This is a genomic window from Streptacidiphilus alkalitolerans, assembly GCF_042511045.1.
Classification (GTDB): Bacteria; Actinomycetota; Actinomycetes; order Streptomycetales; family Streptomycetaceae; genus Streptacidiphilus; species Streptacidiphilus alkalitolerans.
In genome coordinates this window covers 188582-206291 of sequence record NZ_JBHEZX010000007.1, presented here as the reverse complement: position 1 = coordinate 206291, position 17710 = coordinate 188582, and the positions used below count along the sequence as shown (strand labels likewise).

20 protein-coding genes are annotated in these 17710 nt (G+C 72.0%); 13 read left to right on the top strand and 7 right to left on the bottom strand.

The window, feature by feature from the left end; genetic code table 11:
* The first annotated feature begins 18 nt into the window (after positions 1 to 18).
* Positions 19 to 840: an SAM-dependent methyltransferase gene (locus ACEZDG_RS18290; protein ID WP_380510976.1), complete on the top strand. Its 822-nt coding sequence runs from the start codon at positions 19 to 21 to the stop codon at positions 838 to 840.
* A gap of 36 nt (positions 841 to 876) precedes the next feature.
* On the opposite strand, the gene ACEZDG_RS18285 is transcribed toward ACEZDG_RS18290, so the two are convergent.
* From ACEZDG_RS18285 to ACEZDG_RS18265, 5 genes are all read right to left on the bottom strand, one after another.
* Entirely contained in the window at positions 877 to 1923 is a 1047-nt protein-coding gene (locus ACEZDG_RS18285) for a thaumatin family protein (protein ID WP_380510411.1), read from the bottom strand.
* Between the two features lie 143 nt (positions 1924 to 2066).
* Positions 2067 to 2936, bottom strand: coding sequence for a DUF4232 domain-containing protein (locus ACEZDG_RS18280; RefSeq protein ID WP_380510408.1), 870 nt, complete (start codon positions 2934 to 2936; stop codon positions 2067 to 2069).
* Positions 2920 to 3426 carry an RNA polymerase sigma factor gene (locus ACEZDG_RS18275; protein ID WP_380510405.1) on the bottom strand — a complete coding sequence of 169 codons (507 nt, stop codon included), beginning with the start codon at positions 3424 to 3426 and terminating at the stop codon, positions 2920 to 2922. The genes ACEZDG_RS18280 and ACEZDG_RS18275 overlap by 17 nt, the downstream gene beginning before the upstream one ends.
* Before the next feature lie 38 nt (positions 3427 to 3464).
* Positions 3465 to 4097, bottom strand: coding sequence for a class F sortase (locus ACEZDG_RS18270; RefSeq protein ID WP_380510402.1), 633 nt, complete (start codon positions 4095 to 4097; stop codon positions 3465 to 3467).
* Between the two features lie 53 nt (positions 4098 to 4150).
* The gene (locus tag ACEZDG_RS18265; protein ID WP_380510399.1) at positions 4151 to 4894 is read right to left on the bottom strand and encodes a DUF4232 domain-containing protein; all 744 of its coding nucleotides are present in this window, start codon (positions 4892 to 4894) and stop codon (positions 4151 to 4153) included.
* A gap of 300 nt (positions 4895 to 5194) precedes the next feature.
* On the opposite strand from ACEZDG_RS18265, the gene ACEZDG_RS18260 reads away from it, so the two are divergent.
* The 3 genes from ACEZDG_RS18260 (at position 5195) to ACEZDG_RS18250 (ending at position 7559) form a co-directional block, all read left to right on the top strand.
* Complete coding sequence (locus ACEZDG_RS18260; RefSeq protein WP_380510396.1) at positions 5195 to 6094, top strand: peptidoglycan-binding domain-containing protein; 900 nt, start codon at positions 5195 to 5197, stop codon at positions 6092 to 6094.
* A gap of 184 nt (positions 6095 to 6278) precedes the next feature.
* Positions 6279 to 6680 carry a hypothetical protein gene (locus tag ACEZDG_RS18255; protein ID WP_380510393.1) on the top strand — a complete coding sequence of 134 codons (402 nt, stop codon included), beginning with the start codon at positions 6279 to 6281 and terminating at the stop codon, positions 6678 to 6680.
* 144 nt (positions 6681 to 6824) lie between these two features.
* A complete protein-coding gene (locus tag ACEZDG_RS18250; protein WP_380510390.1) occupies positions 6825 to 7559 on the top strand; it encodes a spermidine synthase in 735 nt (244 codons plus the stop codon).
* Between the two features lie 7 nt (positions 7560 to 7566).
* On the opposite strand, the gene ACEZDG_RS18245 is transcribed toward ACEZDG_RS18250, so the two are convergent.
* Complete coding sequence (locus ACEZDG_RS18245; RefSeq protein WP_380510387.1) at positions 7567 to 9015, bottom strand: efflux RND transporter periplasmic adaptor subunit; 1449 nt, start codon at positions 9013 to 9015, stop codon at positions 7567 to 7569.
* Between the two features lie 254 nt (positions 9016 to 9269).
* Between ACEZDG_RS18245 and ACEZDG_RS18240 the strand changes: the two genes are divergently transcribed.
* Complete coding sequence (locus ACEZDG_RS18240) at positions 9270 to 9866, top strand: hypothetical protein (RefSeq protein ID WP_380510385.1); 597 nt, start codon at positions 9270 to 9272, stop codon at positions 9864 to 9866.
* Between the two features lie 27 nt (positions 9867 to 9893).
* Here the strand turns inward: ACEZDG_RS18240 and ACEZDG_RS18235 are convergent, their stop codons facing one another.
* Positions 9894 to 10178: a helix-turn-helix domain-containing protein gene (locus ACEZDG_RS18235; protein ID WP_380510382.1), complete on the bottom strand. Its 285-nt coding sequence runs from the start codon at positions 10176 to 10178 to the stop codon at positions 9894 to 9896.
* Between the two features lie 63 nt (positions 10179 to 10241).
* Between ACEZDG_RS18235 and map the strand changes: the two genes are divergently transcribed.
* The 8 genes from map to ACEZDG_RS18195 all read left to right on the top strand — a co-directional run bounded on the left by map (position 10242) and on the right by ACEZDG_RS18195 (position 17708).
* Positions 10242 to 11009: a type I methionyl aminopeptidase gene (map, locus tag ACEZDG_RS18230; protein WP_380510379.1), complete on the top strand. Its 768-nt coding sequence runs from the start codon at positions 10242 to 10244 to the stop codon at positions 11007 to 11009.
* A 234-nt stretch (positions 11010 to 11243) separates the two neighbouring features.
* The gene (locus tag ACEZDG_RS18225) at positions 11244 to 11573 is read left to right on the top strand and encodes a TcmI family type II polyketide cyclase (RefSeq protein ID WP_380510376.1); all 330 of its coding nucleotides are present in this window, start codon (positions 11244 to 11246) and stop codon (positions 11571 to 11573) included.
* Positions 11570 to 12841, top strand: coding sequence for a beta-ketoacyl-[acyl-carrier-protein] synthase family protein (locus ACEZDG_RS18220; RefSeq protein ID WP_380510373.1), 1272 nt, complete (start codon positions 11570 to 11572; stop codon positions 12839 to 12841). The genes ACEZDG_RS18225 and ACEZDG_RS18220 overlap by 4 nt, the downstream gene beginning before the upstream one ends.
* Positions 12838 to 14064 carry a ketosynthase chain-length factor gene (locus ACEZDG_RS18215; RefSeq protein WP_380510371.1) on the top strand — a complete coding sequence of 409 codons (1227 nt, stop codon included), beginning with the start codon at positions 12838 to 12840 and terminating at the stop codon, positions 14062 to 14064. Before ACEZDG_RS18220 ends, ACEZDG_RS18215 begins: the two co-directional genes overlap by 4 nt.
* A gap of 58 nt (positions 14065 to 14122) precedes the next feature.
* Positions 14123 to 14380, top strand: coding sequence for an acyl carrier protein (locus ACEZDG_RS18210; RefSeq protein ID WP_380510368.1), 258 nt, complete (start codon positions 14123 to 14125; stop codon positions 14378 to 14380).
* A gap of 49 nt (positions 14381 to 14429) precedes the next feature.
* Positions 14430 to 15215 (top strand): 3-oxoacyl-ACP reductase FabG, encoded by a 786-nt coding sequence (gene fabG / locus ACEZDG_RS18205; protein WP_380510365.1) that lies wholly within the window; start codon positions 14430 to 14432, stop codon positions 15213 to 15215.
* Between the two features lie 31 nt (positions 15216 to 15246).
* Complete coding sequence (locus tag ACEZDG_RS18200; RefSeq protein WP_380510362.1) at positions 15247 to 16191, top strand: aromatase/cyclase; 945 nt, start codon at positions 15247 to 15249, stop codon at positions 16189 to 16191.
* Positions 16192 to 16193: 2 nt separating this feature from the next.
* Positions 16194 to 17708 carry an FAD-dependent monooxygenase gene (locus tag ACEZDG_RS18195; RefSeq protein WP_380510359.1) on the top strand — a complete coding sequence of 505 codons (1515 nt, stop codon included), beginning with the start codon at positions 16194 to 16196 and terminating at the stop codon, positions 17706 to 17708.
* The last annotated feature ends 2 nt before the right edge of the window (positions 17709 to 17710 follow it).

The following is a 17710-nucleotide window of genomic DNA, read 5'->3' as shown; positions in this document are numbered from 1 at the left end:
ACGGACTCTGCGGAGTGGATGAAGGCGCGGCTCCAGGAGCCCCCGGTCCCGCAGACCGACCTGCGGACCGACATCCCGCACTCGGCCCGGATCTACGACTACGTCCTCGGTGGAAAGGACAACTTCCCGGCCGACCGCGAGGCCGCCGAGCAGATGCTGCGCGGCTGGCCCAGCCTGCGCACCTCCATGCGGCAGAGCCGGGCGTTCATGCACCGGGTCACCCGCCACCTGGCCGCGGAGCAGGGCGTCCGCCAGTTCCTGGACGTCGGCACCGGCATCCCGACCGAGCCCAATCTGCACCAGGTCGCCCAGGGCATCGCCCCGGAGTCCCAGATCGTCTACGTGGACAACGACCCGATGGTGCTGGTCCACGCCCGCGCGCTGCTCAGCAGCTCGCCCGAGGGGCGTACCGCGTACCTCCAGGCGGACATGCGCGAGCCCCAGGCCATCATCAGCGCACCGCAGTTGCACGACACCTTCGACCTGGACCAGCCGGTGGCGCTGTCCGTCATCGCGGTGCTGCAGTTCGTCCCGGACGAGCTGGACCCGGTCGGCATCATCCAGCGCCTGCTGGAGCCGCTGCCCTCCGGGAGCTTCCTGGCGCTGTCCATGGTCACCGTCGACTCCAACCCGGCGATCGGCGACGTGGTGCGCGAGTACAACGCCCGCGGGATCAATGTCACGGCACGCACCCACAAGCAGGTGGAGGCCTTCTTCGAGGGCCTGGAGCTGGTCGACCCCGGGGTGGTCCTGGTCCACCGCTGGCGTCCGGACGGCTCCGCGGACGACCTGGACGACGCCGACGTGGCGATGTACGGCGGCGTCGCCCGCAAGCCCTGACCCTGACCCCTGACCTGCGGAAACCGGGGCTGTGCGCTACCCCGTCGTGCCGAAGGTCACCCGGTAGTAGCACTGCCCCTTGCAGGCCATGGTCGCCCCGTCGTCGAAGGCGTAGGAGTAGGCGTAGGGCTCGGCCTTCTTGAAGACCTGGGTGTAGTCCACCGGCCACTTCGACGGCACGCAGTTGTCCCGCCCGGCCCAGGCCCCGCGGCAGCAGTAGGTGTCCCCGCCGAACGCCGCGCAGGGCGGCTTGCAGCCGATGACCTGGCCGCCGTTCATGGCCCTCATCGCGCTGGGGCAGTTCACCGGTGAGGTGCAGGTGCCCTTGTAGCAGCCGGAGGCGCTCAGCGGGTCGGTGGTGACGGTGTGCGAGACATTGATGTACATCGGCAGGTTGGACCCGTCGACCATGCTGACGTCGTAGAAGTCCATGTTGTCGAAGGCGTTGAAGGAGAACTCGCCCAGCGTCGTGGGGGTCACCGGGCCCGAGCACACGGTGGTGCAGTCCCCGGTCAGGCAGACGCCCCGGCCGGTCGAGGCGCAGCCGGTGCGGCCCCAGATCCGTCCGCCCCAGTTGTTGGCCACGGCGAGCGAGGCGCTCTGGCCGGGCAGCAGCTTCTTGCCGTCGGGGTAGGCCGCCGTGGTGTTGGTGACGATGGCCCAGATGGTCTGCTGGGTGTGGTTGACCACGGTGATGCTGCGCTGGGTGCCGGTCACCGCCGCCTGGGTCGAGCCGCCCGATCCGGAGGCCGCCGCCTTGGTCGTGTGCGGCGCCGCCGGGTGGGTCGAGGCGCTCGCGCCGGGGGTGGGGGTCGAGGCGCTGGGCCGCGGAGTGGCCGAGGCGGTGGCGGTCGGCGAGGCCGTGCCCGCCGCAGCCGCGGACGCCGCGGCGGCGTAACTCGCGGCGGCGGCCGGACCGCTCGCCGCCTGCGGGCTGACCGGGTCGGCGGGCGAGGTCGCCCAGTAGATGATCACGACGGCGACCGCGGCTGCGAGCAGCCCGGCCAGCCACCCCCGTCCGGACCTCGCCCGATGCCGCTGCCGTTGCCCTGTCTGCTGCCGCCGCTGCCTTCGTGCCGTCACGTACGTGCCTTCCTGGTACCGCCCCGTGCCCGCCCCTGCCGACGGGCCCTGTATCGGAGACCGCGCCGGTACCGGTGCGACAACACAAATCGCGGGAAGAAGTCGGCCGGAGAAGTCAGGACGGCGGAGTCAGGACGGCGGAGTCAGGACGGCGGATTGCCGGTGCTGCCCGCGGTGAACGGGGTGACGCTGAACAGATTGTCACAGTTGGTGACCTGGCCGGGGAAGACCAGCGGGTCCCTGTTCCCGGGCGGGTAGATCCGCAACTCGGCGGAGCTGGGCAGGCATTCGGTGCTGCTGCTGGTCTGCCGGTTGGCGGTGTGGACGGTGTCGCTCGCCGACTCCCCCGGGCGCAGCACCACCGGGGCGTGCGCGATGCTCTGCTCGGTCGCGGGCGCGCCGATCTGCGTACCGTCCGCGCTCAGCAGCGACAGGCCGGGGAAGCCGGTGACATGGCAGGTGGTCCCGCTGTGGTTGGTCAGCACCAGGTAGCGGTAGACATTGCCCGCTCCCGCGTCACCCCCGCCCAGCTTGGCCGTGAGCTGCGAGGTCGCGCACATCGGGGTGGCCGCCACCGCGCCGGACGTGCTGGTCGCACTCGGGCCGCCGGGCGCGGCCGAGCCCGCGGCGCCGCCGGTACCGGTCGGCCTGCTGCCGCCGGCCCCGCCGCTCACGGACGAGCTGGGCACCGGAGTGCTCGGCGACGGCGGGGCGGTACGCCCCGGTTCGCTCGGGGACGGAGTGAGCCCGCTGCTGGCGACCGGCGGGGTGACCACCACGGTGGGACCGGGCGCGGTGAAGGCACCGCCCAGCAGCAGGGATCCGGCCACCAGCACCGCCACCAGGCCGCCGCCGGCCGCGGCCTTGGCCCGCCGACGCCTGGCCGCCGTGCGGCGGATCCGCTCGAACGAGCCCTCGGGCACCGGCAGGAACTGGATCACCGGCCGGAGCAGCGCGTCCAGCGGGTCCGGAGGGCCGCCGCCCGGCTCCTCGTCGTCAGTTGGTCCGGTCATGGTGCCCTCCGAGCTTGGCGCGGAGCAGTTCCCTGGCGGTGTGCAGGTCCGACTTGACGGTGCCTTCGTTCCTGGCCAGCAGCGCGGCGACCTCACGGACCGGCAGGTCGGCGTAGTAGTGCAGCAGGACCGGGGTGCGCAGCCGCTCCGGCAGCGACTGCACCAGCAGCCGCACCGAGGGGTCGGCCGTTCCCTCCAGCTGCTGTTTCACGAGTTCCTCCGTGGTGGCGCGCCGGTAGGCCCGGCGTTCACGCTCCAGTTTCTGCCAGTGGTCGCGCACCAGGTTGGCCGCGGTGACGAAGAGGAAGCCACGGGGTTCCTCGACCTTGCTCCAGCGCGCCCAGAGCCGGGCGAACGCCTCCGCGGCGATCTCATGCGCGGTTCCGTCGTCGTCCACCAGGCCGCGGCACCAGCCCGCGAGACGCGGGTAGAGGGTCGCGAACAGCTCGGAGGCCGCGCTTTCGTGAGACCGGATGACCGTTCTCCTCACCTGTGTTGCTCGTAGGAACTCGGCGGCCACCGGACACCTCAGCCGGCCGGGAGCAGTGAGGCGTAGACGACCACGTTGTCCGTGTACCCGCTTCCGTCGGCGGCCCGGACCCCGCCGCAGGTAATGAGACGCAGCGCGGGGTGGTCGACGTTCCCGTACACGGACGAGGTCGGGAACTGCGACTTCGCGACCGTCTGCACCGAGTCCACCGCGAACGTCGCGGACACCCCGTCCTCGAGCACCACGACGATGCGGTCGCCGGCCCGCATCCGGTCCAGGTGCAGGAAGACGCCGTCGCCGAACTGCCCGACGGTGACATGGCCGAGGATCACCGCGGGGCCGACCTGACCCGGCGTCGGCGAGCCGCGGTACCAGCCGGCCGGGGCATGGGCCTCGATCGGCGGCACGGCGACGGTGCCGTCCGCGGCCAGTCCCAGCTGCATGACCGGAGTGTCCACGCCGATGCCGGGGATCTTCAGCCGCACCGGCACGGACCGCGCGAGCGCGGACGCCGCGGGCGGCACGGTCGCCCGCGGGGTCGGCGCCGCAGGCGCCGCGGCCGTCGCGGACCCGGGCCCCGACGCCGAGGCCGACGGGGGCGCGGATACGGACGGGGTCGCCGGTGCCGCGCAGCCGGCCAGGGCGATCAGCAGCGCGACCGCCGGCACCACGGCGCGACGGCGACGGCCCCTCCGCCCCGGCGCGATCGGTACGGTCCGTGCGGTCAACGGTCGGCCCGGACCTGGGCCTCGGCCCGGCTCCGGCTCCTGGGCCGCAGCACGACCAGGCCCAGCGCTCCCACCAGCAGCGCCCCGCCCACCGCGGCCCCGGCCACCGTGCTCCCGGAGCCCGAGCCCGGCTGCGCGGTGAGCGCCAGCCCGGTGTCGGGGGCGCCCTTGGGCACGGCGGTGACCTGGGCGCCGCCGCTCGCGGCCACCTGCGAGGACGGGTTGCCGCCGGTGCCGGCCGCGAACGGGGTGACGCTGAACAGCTTGTCGCAGTTGGTGACCTTCCCGGGGAAGACCAGCGAGGCCTTGTTCCCGGGCGGGTAGATCCGCAGCTCCGCGGAGCTGGGCAGGCATTCGGTGCTGCTGTTGGTCTGCCGGTTGGCGGTGTGGATGGTGTCGCTCGCGGACGCGCCGGGACGCAGCACCACCGGGGAGTAAGCGATGCGCTGGTAGGTCGCGGGGGCGCCGATCTGCTTCCCCTTGGCGTCCAGCATGGACAGGCCCGGGAAGCCGGTGACATGGCAGGTGGTCCTGCTGTGGTTGGTCAGCACCAGGTAGCGGTAGAGGTTGCCCGCCCCCGCGTCACCCCCGCCGAGCTTGGCCGTGAGCTGCGAGGTCGCGCACATCGGGGTGGAGCTGCTGCTCAGGGCGGGCGTCGCGGCGACCGCCGCGACGGGGGCGAACCCGACGGCCGCCGCCGCGCAGACCAGGGCGCCGACGGTACGTGTGCTTATACGCATGGCTGGCTTCTCTCTACCGAGGCCGCCGGAACCCGTTACTGGAGCACCGCGCCGGCCGTTCTGCACATCGTGCGGAGAGACGACGCAGCCCCTCCCCAGGTTGTAAAGGAAGGGCAAAATGCCGCGAAAGCACCGCTGTGACTCTTCCGTCGGCCGTCCCGTCTACTCTTCCGGGCTCGCCGGCGGCCATCAGATATGCGTAGTTACGACTGATTTCAGCCATGAGCCCGCCGGCCTCCGGAAGAGTTGAAGCCCTTCCCACGACGTATCCACCACCCTCGTCCGAACTGGGAGACCCTCATGAAGGCACAGTGGCGCACCCTGATCGACCACGTCGAAGCCGTACCCGAGCGCATCTACGAGAACTGGAACCCCCACGGCGGCTGGGACAACGACACCCAGTGGGGCCGCGAGTTCGGCGAGAACCTGGTCCCCTGGTGCGTGGAGTGGGCCTGGGACGAGTACCACGACGCCGGGTTCGGCAGCATCGTGCCGAAGGTCGACAACGTCGTGGTGTTCTCCAACTGGGCCCGCTCCCGCGGCCAGTGGTCCGAGTACCCGTCGATCGGCGCCTGGACCAACTTCGGCAACGGGCACTGCGAACTCGTCGTGGGCTTCGACGCCCACACCGTGTACACCAAGGGCGGGAACTCGGCGAAGTCCGGCGCCGTCGACAACGGCCAGGGCAACGGGGTCTGGTCCCACTCGCACCCCCGCCGCGACGCCTACGTCATCGGCTACTTCGCGCCCAGGTTCGCCGACGGCGTCTGCCCGCCCACCGCGGACCCCGCCGACCCGCGCGGCGGGCATCCGGTCGGCTCCTGGCGCTGGTCCCCCACCGCCTCGCCGACCCCGCCGGGCGGGACGTCGGGCACGGGCTCGGGCTCCGGCACGGTCTCGGTGTCGCTGGCGAACGTCATCGCCGCAGCCAAGGCCGACCGCCCCGCCGCCCAGGGCTCCGCCCTGCACCCGGCGGATGTGCTGCCGGTGGAGAAGGCCCTCGCCGCCGAGGGGCTGCTCGCGGCCGGCCGGGTGGACGGAAGCTACGGGAGCGACACCTACGCCGCGTACTCGGCCTGGCAGAAGGCCTACAGCAAACTGCACGGCCTGGGCTGGACCGGCGAGGACGTGAACGGCATCCCCGGCCGGGTGTCGCTGCAGGCGCTCGGCAGCAAGCACCAGTTCACCGTCAAGGACTGACTCGGACGAGCCGCATGGTGCTCCTGGTACACGTGTGACTGGCGGGACTGCCCCCGTCGCCCGAATGCGCCATGCCGGTGGCGCTGCCGCGCGGGACTCGCAGGCTGGTGGGTGGAGGCCGACATGGAGCGGCCTCCACCGCAAGGACTCGTCCACTCGAGTCGCCAGTACCAGGAGGCACCCGATGGCTCGCGCCATATCCGCAGACGACGTACACCTACTCAACGAAGACCAGGACCTGCCGGAGCCCGCCCAGGCTCCGCCGGCCGGCGGCGCGGGCTCACTGCTGCGGGCGGTGGCCCTGCAGCGCCCGGTGTACGAACTGGCGCAGCTCATGATGATCCTGGACCAGGGCGACCAGCCCGCCCACGCGCAGGCGATCCTCACCACCGCGGCGACGCTGCGGCCGGTCGCGGACCTCGCCGCCCTGGTCCCACTGCTCGGTGACTCCCAGGCGGCCAACGCGCTGCACGCCGCCGCCGCCCAGCGCTCGGTCGAGGAGCTCGCCGAGCTGGTCCAGCAGCTGCACAACCCGAAGGATCCCGCGCTCACCACCCAGCAGGCCCGCTGGCGGCTGCGCCACTGAGAAGGGCACCACCCGAGCGCCCCCGGCCGCAGCCCCGCGGCCGGGGGCGTCCGGCGCGTGACGCGGAGCAGGCCCCTCCGCACCCCCTAGGCTGGCACCGGTGTCGGCAGGCGTCGACGCCGGTCGCACCAGGAGGGTGAACGGATGAGCGCGCGTTTCGAGGAGATCGACTGGCGCCCGACACCACTGGGCGACATCAGCCTCCGGCGGCGCCGCGACCCGGCCTCGGGCGAGGACGTGTACGAGGTGAAACTCGGTGACGACTTCCTGATGTCCAGTCTCTTCACCGAGGGCGAGATCGCACTCACCCGGCTCGGCCTGGCGAAGCTGCCGGACACCGAACTGGACGTCGCCGTGGGCGGGCTCGGGCTGGGCTACACCGCCAGGGCGGCGCTGGACGACGCCCGGGTGCGCTCACTGATCGTGGTCGACGCCATCGGCGAAGTGATCGACTGGCATCGGCGCGGGCTGGTCCCGCTGGGCGCTGGACTGGCCGCCGACCCGCGCTGCCGCCTGGTTCAGGGCGACTTCTTCGCGCTGGCCGGCGGCCCGCTCGGTTTGGACCCCGAGACGCCGCACCGCCGCTTCCACGCCATCCTGCTGGACGTGGACCACTCGCCGCGCCATGTGCTGAACCCGAGCCACGCGGCGCTCTACCTGCCCGCGGGCCTGCGCGCGCTGGCCCAACTGCTGCACCCCGACGGCGTCTTCGCGCTGTGGTCGAACGACCCGCCGGACCCGGAGTTCGGCGAGGTGCTGGCCGGGGTCTTCGCGGAATCGGCGGCCCATGTCGTCGACTTCGACAACCCGCTGCAGGGGGGAACGGCGGCCAACACCGTCTATGTGGCACGCAGGGCGGCTGCTGCGCAGCGGGATTGACGCCGCCTCAGGAGCCGCCCGGGAACGCGTCGCTGGGGAAGCCGTTGCTGCCGCCGGCCGAGACCACGGTCAGCTGGACCTTCTGGCCCAGGGAGACCCCCTTGGTGATCTGCACCTGGGTGTCGCCCTGCACGCCCACGGTCACCGGCTGCCGGGTGGTGGCACCGTTGGCGCCGACCACGGTCACCGAACTGCCGGTCCCGGTACCGGTGACCGCGCTGGTCGGCACCCACAGGGCGTCGGTGGCCTCGGCGGTGGTCACCTGGACGCTGGCACTCAGGCCGGTCTGCAGCGTGCTGGTGTCACTGGTGATCGCCAGCAGCACCGCGTACTGCACCGCGGTCGAGGACGAGGACCCGCCACCGCCACCGCCGCCGCCGGAGGAGGACGAACTGCTGCTCACCGGAAGCGAACTGATCGACAGCACCTTGGCGGTGAGCGGCGCCGTGCCGGCCTCCGCGGTCAGGGTGACCGCCGCGCTCTGACCCGACCTCAGCTTGAGGGCGTCGGCCTCGGAGAAGTCGGCGGACAGCTCCATCCCGGTGGGGTTGGTGATCACCACGAAGCCGCTCGGCGTGGACGAGGAACTGGTGGCGGAGGCCGAGGAGCCGCTGACCGAGTCGCCGACCTTTCCGGCCACCGAGGCCACCGTCCCGCTCTCGGGCGCGGTCAGCACCGTCCCGTCGACCGCGCGCTGGGCGTCGGCCACGCCGTTCTCCGCCGTGGTGACCTGCTGCTCCGCCTGGGCCAGATCGGCCGGGTTCACGCTCGGCGTCGCACTGGCCGTGGTGGTCGTCGTCTCCGCCACGTAGGAGGCGGGCCGGGCGGCGGCGCTGGTGGTGGCCGAGGCCGAGGGGGTGGCTGTGCTGGTGGGCGTGGGCGTGCCGGTGGTCGGGGTGCTGCTGGGGCTGCCGCCGGTGCTCGGCTGGGTGGACCGGCCGCCCGAGGCGCCGGTCGTCGGCGCTGTACCCCCGGTGCCGCCGCCCCCCGCACTGCCGGAACCCGAGCCGCCGCTGGAGCCGGTGCCGGTGCCCGAGCTGCCGCCCGAACCGGAGCTGCTGGTCGGGCCGTTGCCCGCCTCGACACTGGCCAGGTTCTCCTGGGCGGTCGCCAGCGTGGCCTGGGCGGTGGTGAGCGCCGCGTCGGCGTCGGTCGGATCGACCTTCGCCAGCACCTCCCCGGCCGTGACCTTGGCGCCGACCGCGACATCGACCTCGCTCAGCGTGCCGCCGGTGACGAAGTCGAGCCCGGCGTTGGACGGGGAGACCAGTGACCCGGAGCCGGAGACCGTCGCCCGCACCGTCCCCTGGGCCACGGTCGCGGTCTTCGCCGCCGTGGCCCCGGTGCTGCCGGAGTCGTTCACCGCCGCATAGGTGACACCCGCTCCGCCCACCAGTACCAGGCCGGCTACGGAATAGATCAGGACGGCCCTGCGCCGTCGTGGAAGCGCCTTCATAGCTGCCACAGCCTGGACCAGGTTCCTATCCGTGCCTGGCACGAACCTGGGAGTTCGCTGGGACCGGTGTGCGCCGGAAGCGCCCGTTCACCGCTGCGAAGTCCGCTCATAGCCGCGCTATCGGGCGGAAAGCCACATCTTTCGCGAATCAAATCCCAGGAACTCCGCAGTTTTCGCCCAGGGTGCCCCTACGCCGGTGCGGTTGGGTCGCCGCACCATCAGACATCCGCAATCCCACGGAGGAACCACCGGTCATGATCACAGGTATCAGCCGAGCGAGTGCCCCCAAGGTCCTCGCCACCGCCGGCCTCCTCGCCTCCGGGGCTCTGCTGCTCGCCGGTTGCTCCTCCGGCTCCAGTGCCTCCGCCGCGGGCGGCTCCGCGTCCGCCGGTGCGAGCGGCGCGGCAGGGTTCGCCGCGTACACCGACTGCCTGAAGTCCCACGGGGTCTCCGTGCCCAGCGGACGCCCGAGCGGGAGCCGTCCCAGCGGCGGTCGTCCCAGCGGGGACACCACCGGCCGCCCCAGCGGAGCGCCCGGTGGCGGAGGGTTCGGCGGCTTCGGCGGCGCGTCCGCGGACCCGTCCCAGGCCGCGGCCATGCAGGCCTGCGCCTCGCTCCGGCCCGCGGGCCAGGGCGGCGGACCCGGCGGGCCCGGCGGCGGCGCGTCCGGCAGCACCCAGCTGACGGCGTTCATCAGCTGCATGAAGGACAACGGGGTGACGGTGACCACCCAGCAGGTGCGCTCGGTCACCTCCAGCACCGACACCAAGACCGTCGCCGCGCTGAAGGTCTGCAAGCCGCTGCTGCCCACCGGCGCCCCGGCCCCCGGGGCGACCTCGACGCCCAGCTGACCCGGAGTCGGACCGGCGGCGCCGGGCTCAGGCCGACAGTGCCTCGCCGCCGAAGCCGTCCTCCGCCGGGTCTTCGGCGCAGGCGGCGACCAGGTCGTCCAGGGACAGCGACAGCGCGCCGGCCAGGGCCGCCACGGTGAAGAAGGCCGGGGTCGGCGCCCGGCCGGTCTCGATCTTGCGGAGCGTCTCCGCGGAGAGGCCGGCCGCTGCCGCCACCTCGACCATGCTGCGGTCCCCGCGGGCCTCGCGCAGCAGCGCCCCGAAGCGCTCACCGCGCTGCCGCTCGTGCGGAGTCAAAGGAGTTCTCACCATACCCGTGATACTAATACCGGTATAAGTATTGGAGAACACCGCACCCGCAGGAGCCGACGACCCATGGTGGAGATCAAGACCGACACAGCACTGGACGCGATGCGCGAAGCCGGGCGGGTGGTGGCCCGGGCGCTGGCAGCCGCCCGCGCGGCGGCGGCCGTGGGGGTCACCCTGCGCGAGCTCGACCGGGCCGCCCACGCGGTCCTGGACGCGGCCGGGGCCCGCTCGCCGTTCCTCGGCTACCAGCCCGGCTTCGCCCCGTCCCCCTTCCCGGCGGTGATCTGCGCCTCCGTCAATGACGCGGTGGTGCACGGCATCCCGGACGACTACCGGCTCCGCGACGGCGACCTGGTCAGCGTCGACTGCGGGGCCGAGCTCGGCGGCTGGACCGGCGACGCCGCGATCAGCTTCACCGTGGGCACCCCGCGTCCCGAGGACCTGGCCCTCATCGCCGCCACCCAGCGGGCCCTGGACGCCGGGATCGCCGCCGCCGTGGTCGGACAGCGGCTCGGGGACATCTCGCACGCCATCGGCAGCGTCGCCCGCGAGGCGGGCTGCGGCATGCCCGAGGACTTCGGCGGCCACGGCATCGGCCGCCGGATGCACGAGGACCCGCACGTCCCCAACAGCGGACGCCCGGGCCGCGGCTTCCCGCTGCGGCACGGCCTCACCCTGGCGCTGGAACCGATGCTGATGGCCGGCGGTCGCAACGGCTACCGCACCGACCCGGACGGCTGGACCCTGCGCACGGTCGACGGCAGCCGGGCCGCGCACATCGAGCACACCGTCGCCATCACCCAGGACGGTCCCAGGATCCTCACCGCGCTCTGACCGCACGGCCCCACCTGGTGAATCTGCAGCCGATCTGACGCTCGTATGACGGTCGCCGAAGAATTCCGTACTTGATCTTACAAGAACTGACCGAACCCTGGAATGACTCGTCTTGTAGGCGTTGCGCGGACTCCACAGTATTGGACACATCCGCCGCGACGGATATCCCCATGCGGAATTCATCGGCAAAGAAATACGCACCGCGAGAGCGGGCAGTTCCGGAGATGAGACACCATGCACAGCACATTGATCGTCGCCCGGATGGACCTCGGTTCCTCGGCGGACGTCAGCAAGCTCTTCACGGAGTTCGACGCCACCGAGATGCCCCATCTGATGGGCACGCGTCGGCGCCAGCTGTTCTCCTACCGGGGCCTCTACTTCCACCTGCAGGACTTCGACGCCGACAACGGCGGCGAGCTGATCGAACGGGCCAAGACCGACCCGCGGTTCATCGGGATCAGCAACGACCTGAAGCCGTTCATCGAGGCCTACGACCCCGCGACCTGGCGTTCCCCCGCCGACGCCATGGCCACCCGCTTCTACGACTGGCAGGCCGCCGAATGACGGGGCGCCGGGTGTGCATCACCGGGATGGAGGTGCTGGCGCCGGGCGGGATCGGGGCGAAGAACTTCTGGAACCTGATCAGCGAGGGCCGCACCGCGACCCGGCGGATCACCTTCTTCGACCCCTCCCCGTTCCGGTCCCGGGTGGCCGCCGAGATCGACTTCGACCCCGAGGAGTTCGGGCTGACCCCGCAGGAGGTCCGGCGGATGGACCGGGCCGCCCAGTTCGCCGTGGTCGCGGCGCGCAACGCGGTCGCCGACAGCGGAATCGACCTGGCCGGCTACGACCCGCACCGGATCGGCGTCACCATCGGCACCGCGGTCGGCGCGACCATGGGACTCGACGAGGAGTACCGGATCGTCAGCGACGCGGGCCGGCTGCACCAGGTGGACCACCACTACGCGGTCCCGCACCTGTACAACTACATGGTCCCCAGCTCGTTCGCGGCCGAGGTGGCGCTGACCGTCGGCGCCGAGGGACCGAGCACCGTGGTCTCCACCGGCTGCACCTCCGGCATCGACTCGGTCGGCTACGCGGTGGACCTGATCCGCGAGGGCAGCGCCGACATCATGATCGCGGGCTCCTCCGACGCCCCGATCTCGCCGATCACCGTGGCCTGCTTCGACGCGATCAAGGCGACCACGCCCCGCGAGGACGACCCCGAGTGCGCCTCGCGCCCGTTCGACGGGACCCGCAACGGCTTTGTGCTCGGCGAGGGCTCCGCGGTGTTCGTACTGGAGGAGTTGGAGAGCGCCAAGCGCCGCGGCGCCCCGATCTACGCCGAGATCGCCGGCTACGCCACCCGCAGCAACGCCTACCACATGACCGGACTGCGCCCGGACGGCGCGGAGATGGCCGAGGCGATCCGGCTCGCCCTGGACGAGGCCCGGCTGAACGGCGACAGCATCGACTACATCAACGCCCACGGCTCCGGCACCAAGCAGAACGACCGGCATGAAACCGCGGCCTTCAAGCGGCAGTTGGGCGAGCACGCTTACCACGTGCCGGTGAGCTCCATCAAGTCGATGGTCGGGCACTCGCTCGGCGCGATCGGCTCGATCGAGATCGCGGCCTCGGTGCTGGCAATCCAGAACAACGTGGTGCCGCCCACCGCCAATCTGCACACTCCGGACCCGGAGTGCGACCTCGACTACGTGCCGCTCACCGCCCGTTCCCACACCACCGACACCGTGCTGACCGTCGGCAGCGGCTTCGGCGGTTTCCAGAGCGCCATGGTGCTGACCCGACCGGACAGGAGCGACGTATGAGCAGCACCGCAGTGGTGTCCGGCCTCGGCATCGCAGCGCCCAACGGGCTGGGGGTGCAGGCCTTCCGGGCCGCCACCCGGGCCGGCCGGAGCGGCATCGGCCGGGTCACCCGCTTCGACCCGTCCCAGTACCCGGCGAAGCTGGCCGGCGAGATCACCGGCTTCGCCGCCGAGGACCACCTGCCGAAGAAGCTGCTGCCGCAGACCGACCGGATGACCCGGCTGGCCCTGGTGGCCACCGACTGGGCGCTGGCCGACGCGGACATCCGGCCGGAGAGCCTGCCCGAGTTCGACATGGGGGTGATCACCGCCAGCTCGGCCGGCGGATTCGAGTTCGGCCAGGGCGAGTTGCAGAACCTCTGGAGCAAGGGCGGCCAGTACGTCAGCGCGTACCAGTCCTTCGCCTGGTTCTACGCCGTCAACAGCGGCCAGATCTCGATCCGCAACGGGATGAAGGGCCCCAGCGGGGTCCTGGTCAGCGACCAGGCCGGCGGCCTGGACGCGGTGGCGCAGGCGCGCCGGCAGATCCGCAAGGGCACCGGCCTGATCGTCTCCGGCGCCGTGGACGCCTCCATCTGCCCCTGGGGCTGGGTGGCGCAGTGCACCAGCGACCGGCTCAGCACCAGCGACCGGCCGAGCGCGGCCTACCTCCCCTTCGACAGCGCCGCGAGCGGCCATGTCTCGGGCGAGGGCGGCGCGATCCTGATCGTGGAGTCGCTGGAGAACGCCCGGGCCAGGGACGCGCGGATCTACGGGGAGATCGCCGGCTACGGCGCGACCTTCGACCCCAAGCCGGGCAGCGGCCGGGCGCCCGGGCTGCGCAAGGCGATCGAGGTCGCCCTCGCCGACGCCCGGGTGCGCCCGGAGGAGGTGGACGTGGTGTTCGCGGACGCGGCGGCCGTCTCCACCCTGGACCGCGCCGAGGCCGAGGCGATCACCGCGGTCTTCGGACCGCGCGGGGTCCCGGTCACCGCCCCGAAGACGATGACCGGCCGACTCTACTCCGGCGCCGCGGCGCTGGACCTGGCCACCGCCTTCCTCGCCATCGAGGACGGGCTGATCCCGCCGACCATCAACATCGAGCCCGCGCCCGGCTACGAACTCGACCTGGTGGTCGGCCAGCCGCGCACCGCCAGCGTGGACACCGTGCTGGTGCTGGCCCGGGGCCACGGCGGCTTCAACTCGGCCATGGTCGTCAGGAACGTCCTCTGCGGACGCCAGTAGCCCAGCTCAGCACGGCAGTTCCCCCTTCGTCGCACACCGAACCGAGAGGCACACCGCCATGTCCAGCACCCCGTTCACACTCGACGACCTCGCCCCCATCCTGGTCGCCTCGGCCGGCGACGACAGTGTCGACTTCGCCGCCGGGATCGACACGGACTTCGAGTCGCTCGGCTACGACTCGCTGACCCTGCTGGAGATCAGCAGCCGGATCGAGCGTCAGTACGGCATCTCGCTCGACGACTCCCCGCTGACCGCCACGGACACCCCGCGGGAACTGATCGAGTCCGTCAACGGCCTGCTCACCGCCACTGTCTGACCCACCGTCAGCACCACCCTTGGCACCACCTACACAGGAGATGACGACCATGCCACAGCAGAGTCAGCGGGTCGCTCTGGTCACCGGAGCCACCAGCGGGATCGGGCTCGCCGTCGCCCGGCTCCTGGCCGCGCAGAACCACCGGGTCTACATCGGGGCGCGCACCGCGGAGAACGTGGTCTCGACCGTGAAGCACCTCCAGGAGGAGGGGCTGGACGTGGACGGCAGCGCCGTGGACGTCCGCTCCAACACCGCGGTGCACGAGTTCGTCCAGGCCGCGGTCGACCGGTTCGGGCCGATCGACGTCCTGGTCAACAACGCCGGCCGCAGCGGCGGCGGCGTCACCGCGGACATCACCGACGAGCTGTGGGAGGACGTCATCGACGTCAACCTCAACAGCGTCTTCCGGATGACCCGCGAGGTGCTCAACACCGGTGGCATGCGCACCAGGAGCCGCGGCCGGATCATCAACGTGGCGTCCACCGCGGGCAAGCAGGGCGTCGTCCTGGGCGCACCGTACTCGGCGTCCAAGCACGGAGTGGTCGGCTTCACCAAGGCCCTCGGCAACGAGCTGGCGCCGACCGGGGTCACCGTCAACGCGGTGTGCCCGGGATATGTCGAGACCCCGATGGCGCAGCGGGTCCGGCAGGGCTACGCCGCCGCCTACGACACCACCGAGGAGGCGATCCTGGAGAAGTTCCAGGCGAAGATCCCGCTCGGCCGCTACTCCACCCCGGAGGAGGTGGCCGGCCTGGTCGGCTACCTGGCCTCCGACACCGCCGCCTCCATCACCGCGCAGGCCCTGAACGTCTGCGGCGGCCTGGGCAACTTCTGATCCCCACCCGTCCCGTTCCTAGGAGTCCCGCGTGTCGAACACCGGACAGCGTTCCGTCGAACACGAAATCGTCATCTCCGCCCCGGCGGCAGCCGTGTACCGGCTGATCGCCGAGGTGGAGAACTGGCCGCAGATCTTCCCGCCCACCATCCACGTCGACCAGGTCGAGACCGGGGTCGGGGAGGAGCGCATCCGGATCTGGGCCACCGCCAACGGCGAGGCCAAGAACTGGACCTCGCGCCGCGTCCTCTCCCCGGACGAGCTGCGGATCGAGTTCCGCCAGGAGGTGTCCGCTCCCCCGGTCGCGTCGATGGGCGGCACCTGGCTGATCGAGCCGCTCTCCGCCGGCGAGTCGCGGGTGCGGCTGCTGCACGACTACCGGGCGATCGACGACGACCCCGAGGGCCTGGCCTGGATCGAGGAGGCGGTCGACCGCAACTCCCGGTCCGAACTCGCCGCACTGAAGACCAATATCGAGTTTGTGCACGGCGCCGAGGAGCTGACCTTCTCGTTCGAGGACAGCGTCCAGGTCGACGGCTCCGCCAAGGACGTCTACGACTTCATCAACGAGGCCGACCTGTGGTCCGAGCGGCTGCCGCACGTGGCGACCGTCCGGCTCACCGAGGACGTCCCCGGCCTGCAGACCCTGGAGATGGACACCCGCGCCAAGGACGGGTCCACCCACACCACCAAGTCGTACCGGGTGACCTTCCCGCACCAGCGGATCGTCTACAAGCAGGTGACCCTGCCTGCCCTGATGACCCTGCACACCGGGTACTGGACCTTCACCGAGGGCCCGGACGGCACCACCGCGTCCTCCCAGCACACCGTGGTGCTGAACACCGCCAACATCGCCCGGATCCTGGGTCCCGACGCCACCGTCGACGACGCCAGGTCGTACGTCCGCAGCGCGCTGAGCACCAACAGCCGGGCCACTCTGACCCACGCCAAGGACTACGCCGAGAGCTCCCGCTGACCATGGCCGCCGATACCCAGGTGATCGTCGTCGGCGCCGGGCCGGTCGGGCTGATGCTCGCGGGCGAGCTGCGGCTCGGCGGCGCGCAGGTGGTGGTGCTGGAGCGGCGCTCCACGCCCACCACGGAGTCACGTGCCTCCACCCTGCACGCCCGCACCATGGAGATCTTCGACAGCCGCGGCCTGCTGCTCGGTCTCGGTGAACCGCCGAACGAGCCCCGGGGCCACTTCGGCGGGATCCCGATGGACCTGACCCTGCCAAGCACCCGTCCGGGGCAGTGGAAGGTGCCGCAGTTCCGGACCGAGCAGCTGCTGCAGGAGTGGGCCGTGGCCCTCGGGGCCGACGTCCGCCGCTCCTGGGAGGTGCTGGAGCTGACCGACCACGGCGACAGCGTCGAGGTCACCGCCGCGCACCCCGGGGGCACCTCCCGGGTGCGCGGCGCCTACCTGGTCGCCTGCGACGGGGAGGACAGCACGGTACGGGCGCTGACCGGGGCGGAGTTCCCCGGTCAGCCCACCGGCCGTGAGCTGCTGCGGGCGGACGTGGTCGGCATCGACATCCCGGGCCGCCGGTTCGAGCGCCTGGAGCACGGGCTCGCTGTGGCCGCCCGGAACCCCGAGGGGGTCACCCGGGTGATGGTGCACGAGTTCGGGGGCACCGCTCAACCCCGCACCACGGAACCGGAGTTCGGCGAGGTGGTGGACGTCTGGAAGCGGGTCGTCGGGGAGGACCTCAGCTCCGGGAAGCCGATCTGGGTCAACTCCTTCGGCGATGCCAACCACCAGCTGTCCGCGTACCGGACCGGCCGGGTGCTCTTCGCCGGCGACGCGGCGCACCAGCAGATGCCCATCGGCGGCCAGGCGCTCAACCTCGGCCTCCAGGACGCGGTCAACCTCGGCTGGAAGCTGGCGATCCAGGTGCGCCACGGGTCCGCCGACGACCTGCTGGACAGCTACCACGACGAACGGCACGCGGTCGGCGAACGGGTGCTGGCGAACATCAGGGCGCAGGCCCTGCTGCTGCTCGGCGGTCCCGAGGTGGAACCGCTGCGCACACTGATGGCCGAACTGATGACCGCCGAGCCGACCCGGGCCACCCTGGCCGGAATGATCAGCGGCCTCGACGTCCGCTACCCGGTCGGCGAGGGCGCGCACCCGCTGCTCGGCGCCCGGCTGCCGGACCTGGCGGTGACCACCCCGGAAGGGTCCGCGAGCAGCAGCACGGCGCTGCTGCGCACCGGCCGGGGACTGCTGCTGGACTTCACCGGCGACTGGACCGCCTCGCTGCGGCTGATCGCCGAACCGTGGGCCGACCGGGTCAGTGTCCTGTCGGCCGAGTGGGGCTCCGGGACCCCGCCGGAGGGCACCGGCGCCGTGCTGGTGCGGCCGGACGGCCACACCGCCTGGGCCGAGTCGGCGCAGGCCGTGCCCCTCACCTCCGCTCTGCGGCGCTGGTTCGGGCCGCCGCGGCACAGACCCGAGCAACGGCACAGACCCGAGCAACCGAGCGAAGGATGATT

Bases quoted from the DNA above. Each gene is read 5' to 3' on its own strand.
- ACEZDG_RS18245 (WP_380510387.1), bottom strand. From the start codon at position 9,015: ATGAAGGCGCTTCCACGACGGCGCAGGGCCGTCCTGATCTATTCCGTA.
- ACEZDG_RS18225 (WP_380510376.1), top strand. From the start codon at position 11,244: ATGCACAGCACATTGATCGTCGCCCGGATGGACCTCGGTTCCTCGGCG.
- ACEZDG_RS18250 (WP_380510390.1), top strand. From the start codon at position 6,825: ATGAGCGCGCGTTTCGAGGAGATCGACTGGCGCCCGACACCACTGGGC.
- map (WP_380510379.1), top strand. From the start codon at position 10,242: ATGGTGGAGATCAAGACCGACACAGCACTGGACGCGATGCGCGAAGCC.
- ACEZDG_RS18195 (WP_380510359.1), top strand. From the start codon at position 16,194: ATGGCCGCCGATACCCAGGTGATCGTCGTCGGCGCCGGGCCGGTCGGG.
- ACEZDG_RS18280 (WP_380510408.1), bottom strand. From the start codon at position 2,936: ATGACCGGACCAACTGACGACGAGGAGCCGGGCGGCGGCCCTCCGGAC.
- ACEZDG_RS18290 (WP_380510976.1), top strand. From the start codon at position 19: ATGAAGGCGCGGCTCCAGGAGCCCCCGGTCCCGCAGACCGACCTGCGG.
- ACEZDG_RS18235 (WP_380510382.1), bottom strand. From the start codon at position 10,178: ATGGTGAGAACTCCTTTGACTCCGCACGAGCGGCAGCGCGGTGAGCGC.
- ACEZDG_RS18240 (WP_380510385.1), top strand. From the start codon at position 9,270: ATGATCACAGGTATCAGCCGAGCGAGTGCCCCCAAGGTCCTCGCCACC.
- ACEZDG_RS18220 (WP_380510373.1), top strand. From the start codon at position 11,570: ATGACGGGGCGCCGGGTGTGCATCACCGGGATGGAGGTGCTGGCGCCG.
- ACEZDG_RS18255 (WP_380510393.1), top strand. From the start codon at position 6,279: ATGGCTCGCGCCATATCCGCAGACGACGTACACCTACTCAACGAAGAC.
- ACEZDG_RS18215 (WP_380510371.1), top strand. From the start codon at position 12,838: ATGAGCAGCACCGCAGTGGTGTCCGGCCTCGGCATCGCAGCGCCCAAC.
- ACEZDG_RS18260 (WP_380510396.1), top strand. From the start codon at position 5,195: ATGAAGGCACAGTGGCGCACCCTGATCGACCACGTCGAAGCCGTACCC.
- fabG (WP_380510365.1), top strand. From the start codon at position 14,430: ATGCCACAGCAGAGTCAGCGGGTCGCTCTGGTCACCGGAGCCACCAGC.
- ACEZDG_RS18265 (WP_380510399.1), bottom strand. From the start codon at position 4,894: ATGCGTATAAGCACACGTACCGTCGGCGCCCTGGTCTGCGCGGCGGCG.
- ACEZDG_RS18210 (WP_380510368.1), top strand. From the start codon at position 14,123: ATGTCCAGCACCCCGTTCACACTCGACGACCTCGCCCCCATCCTGGTC.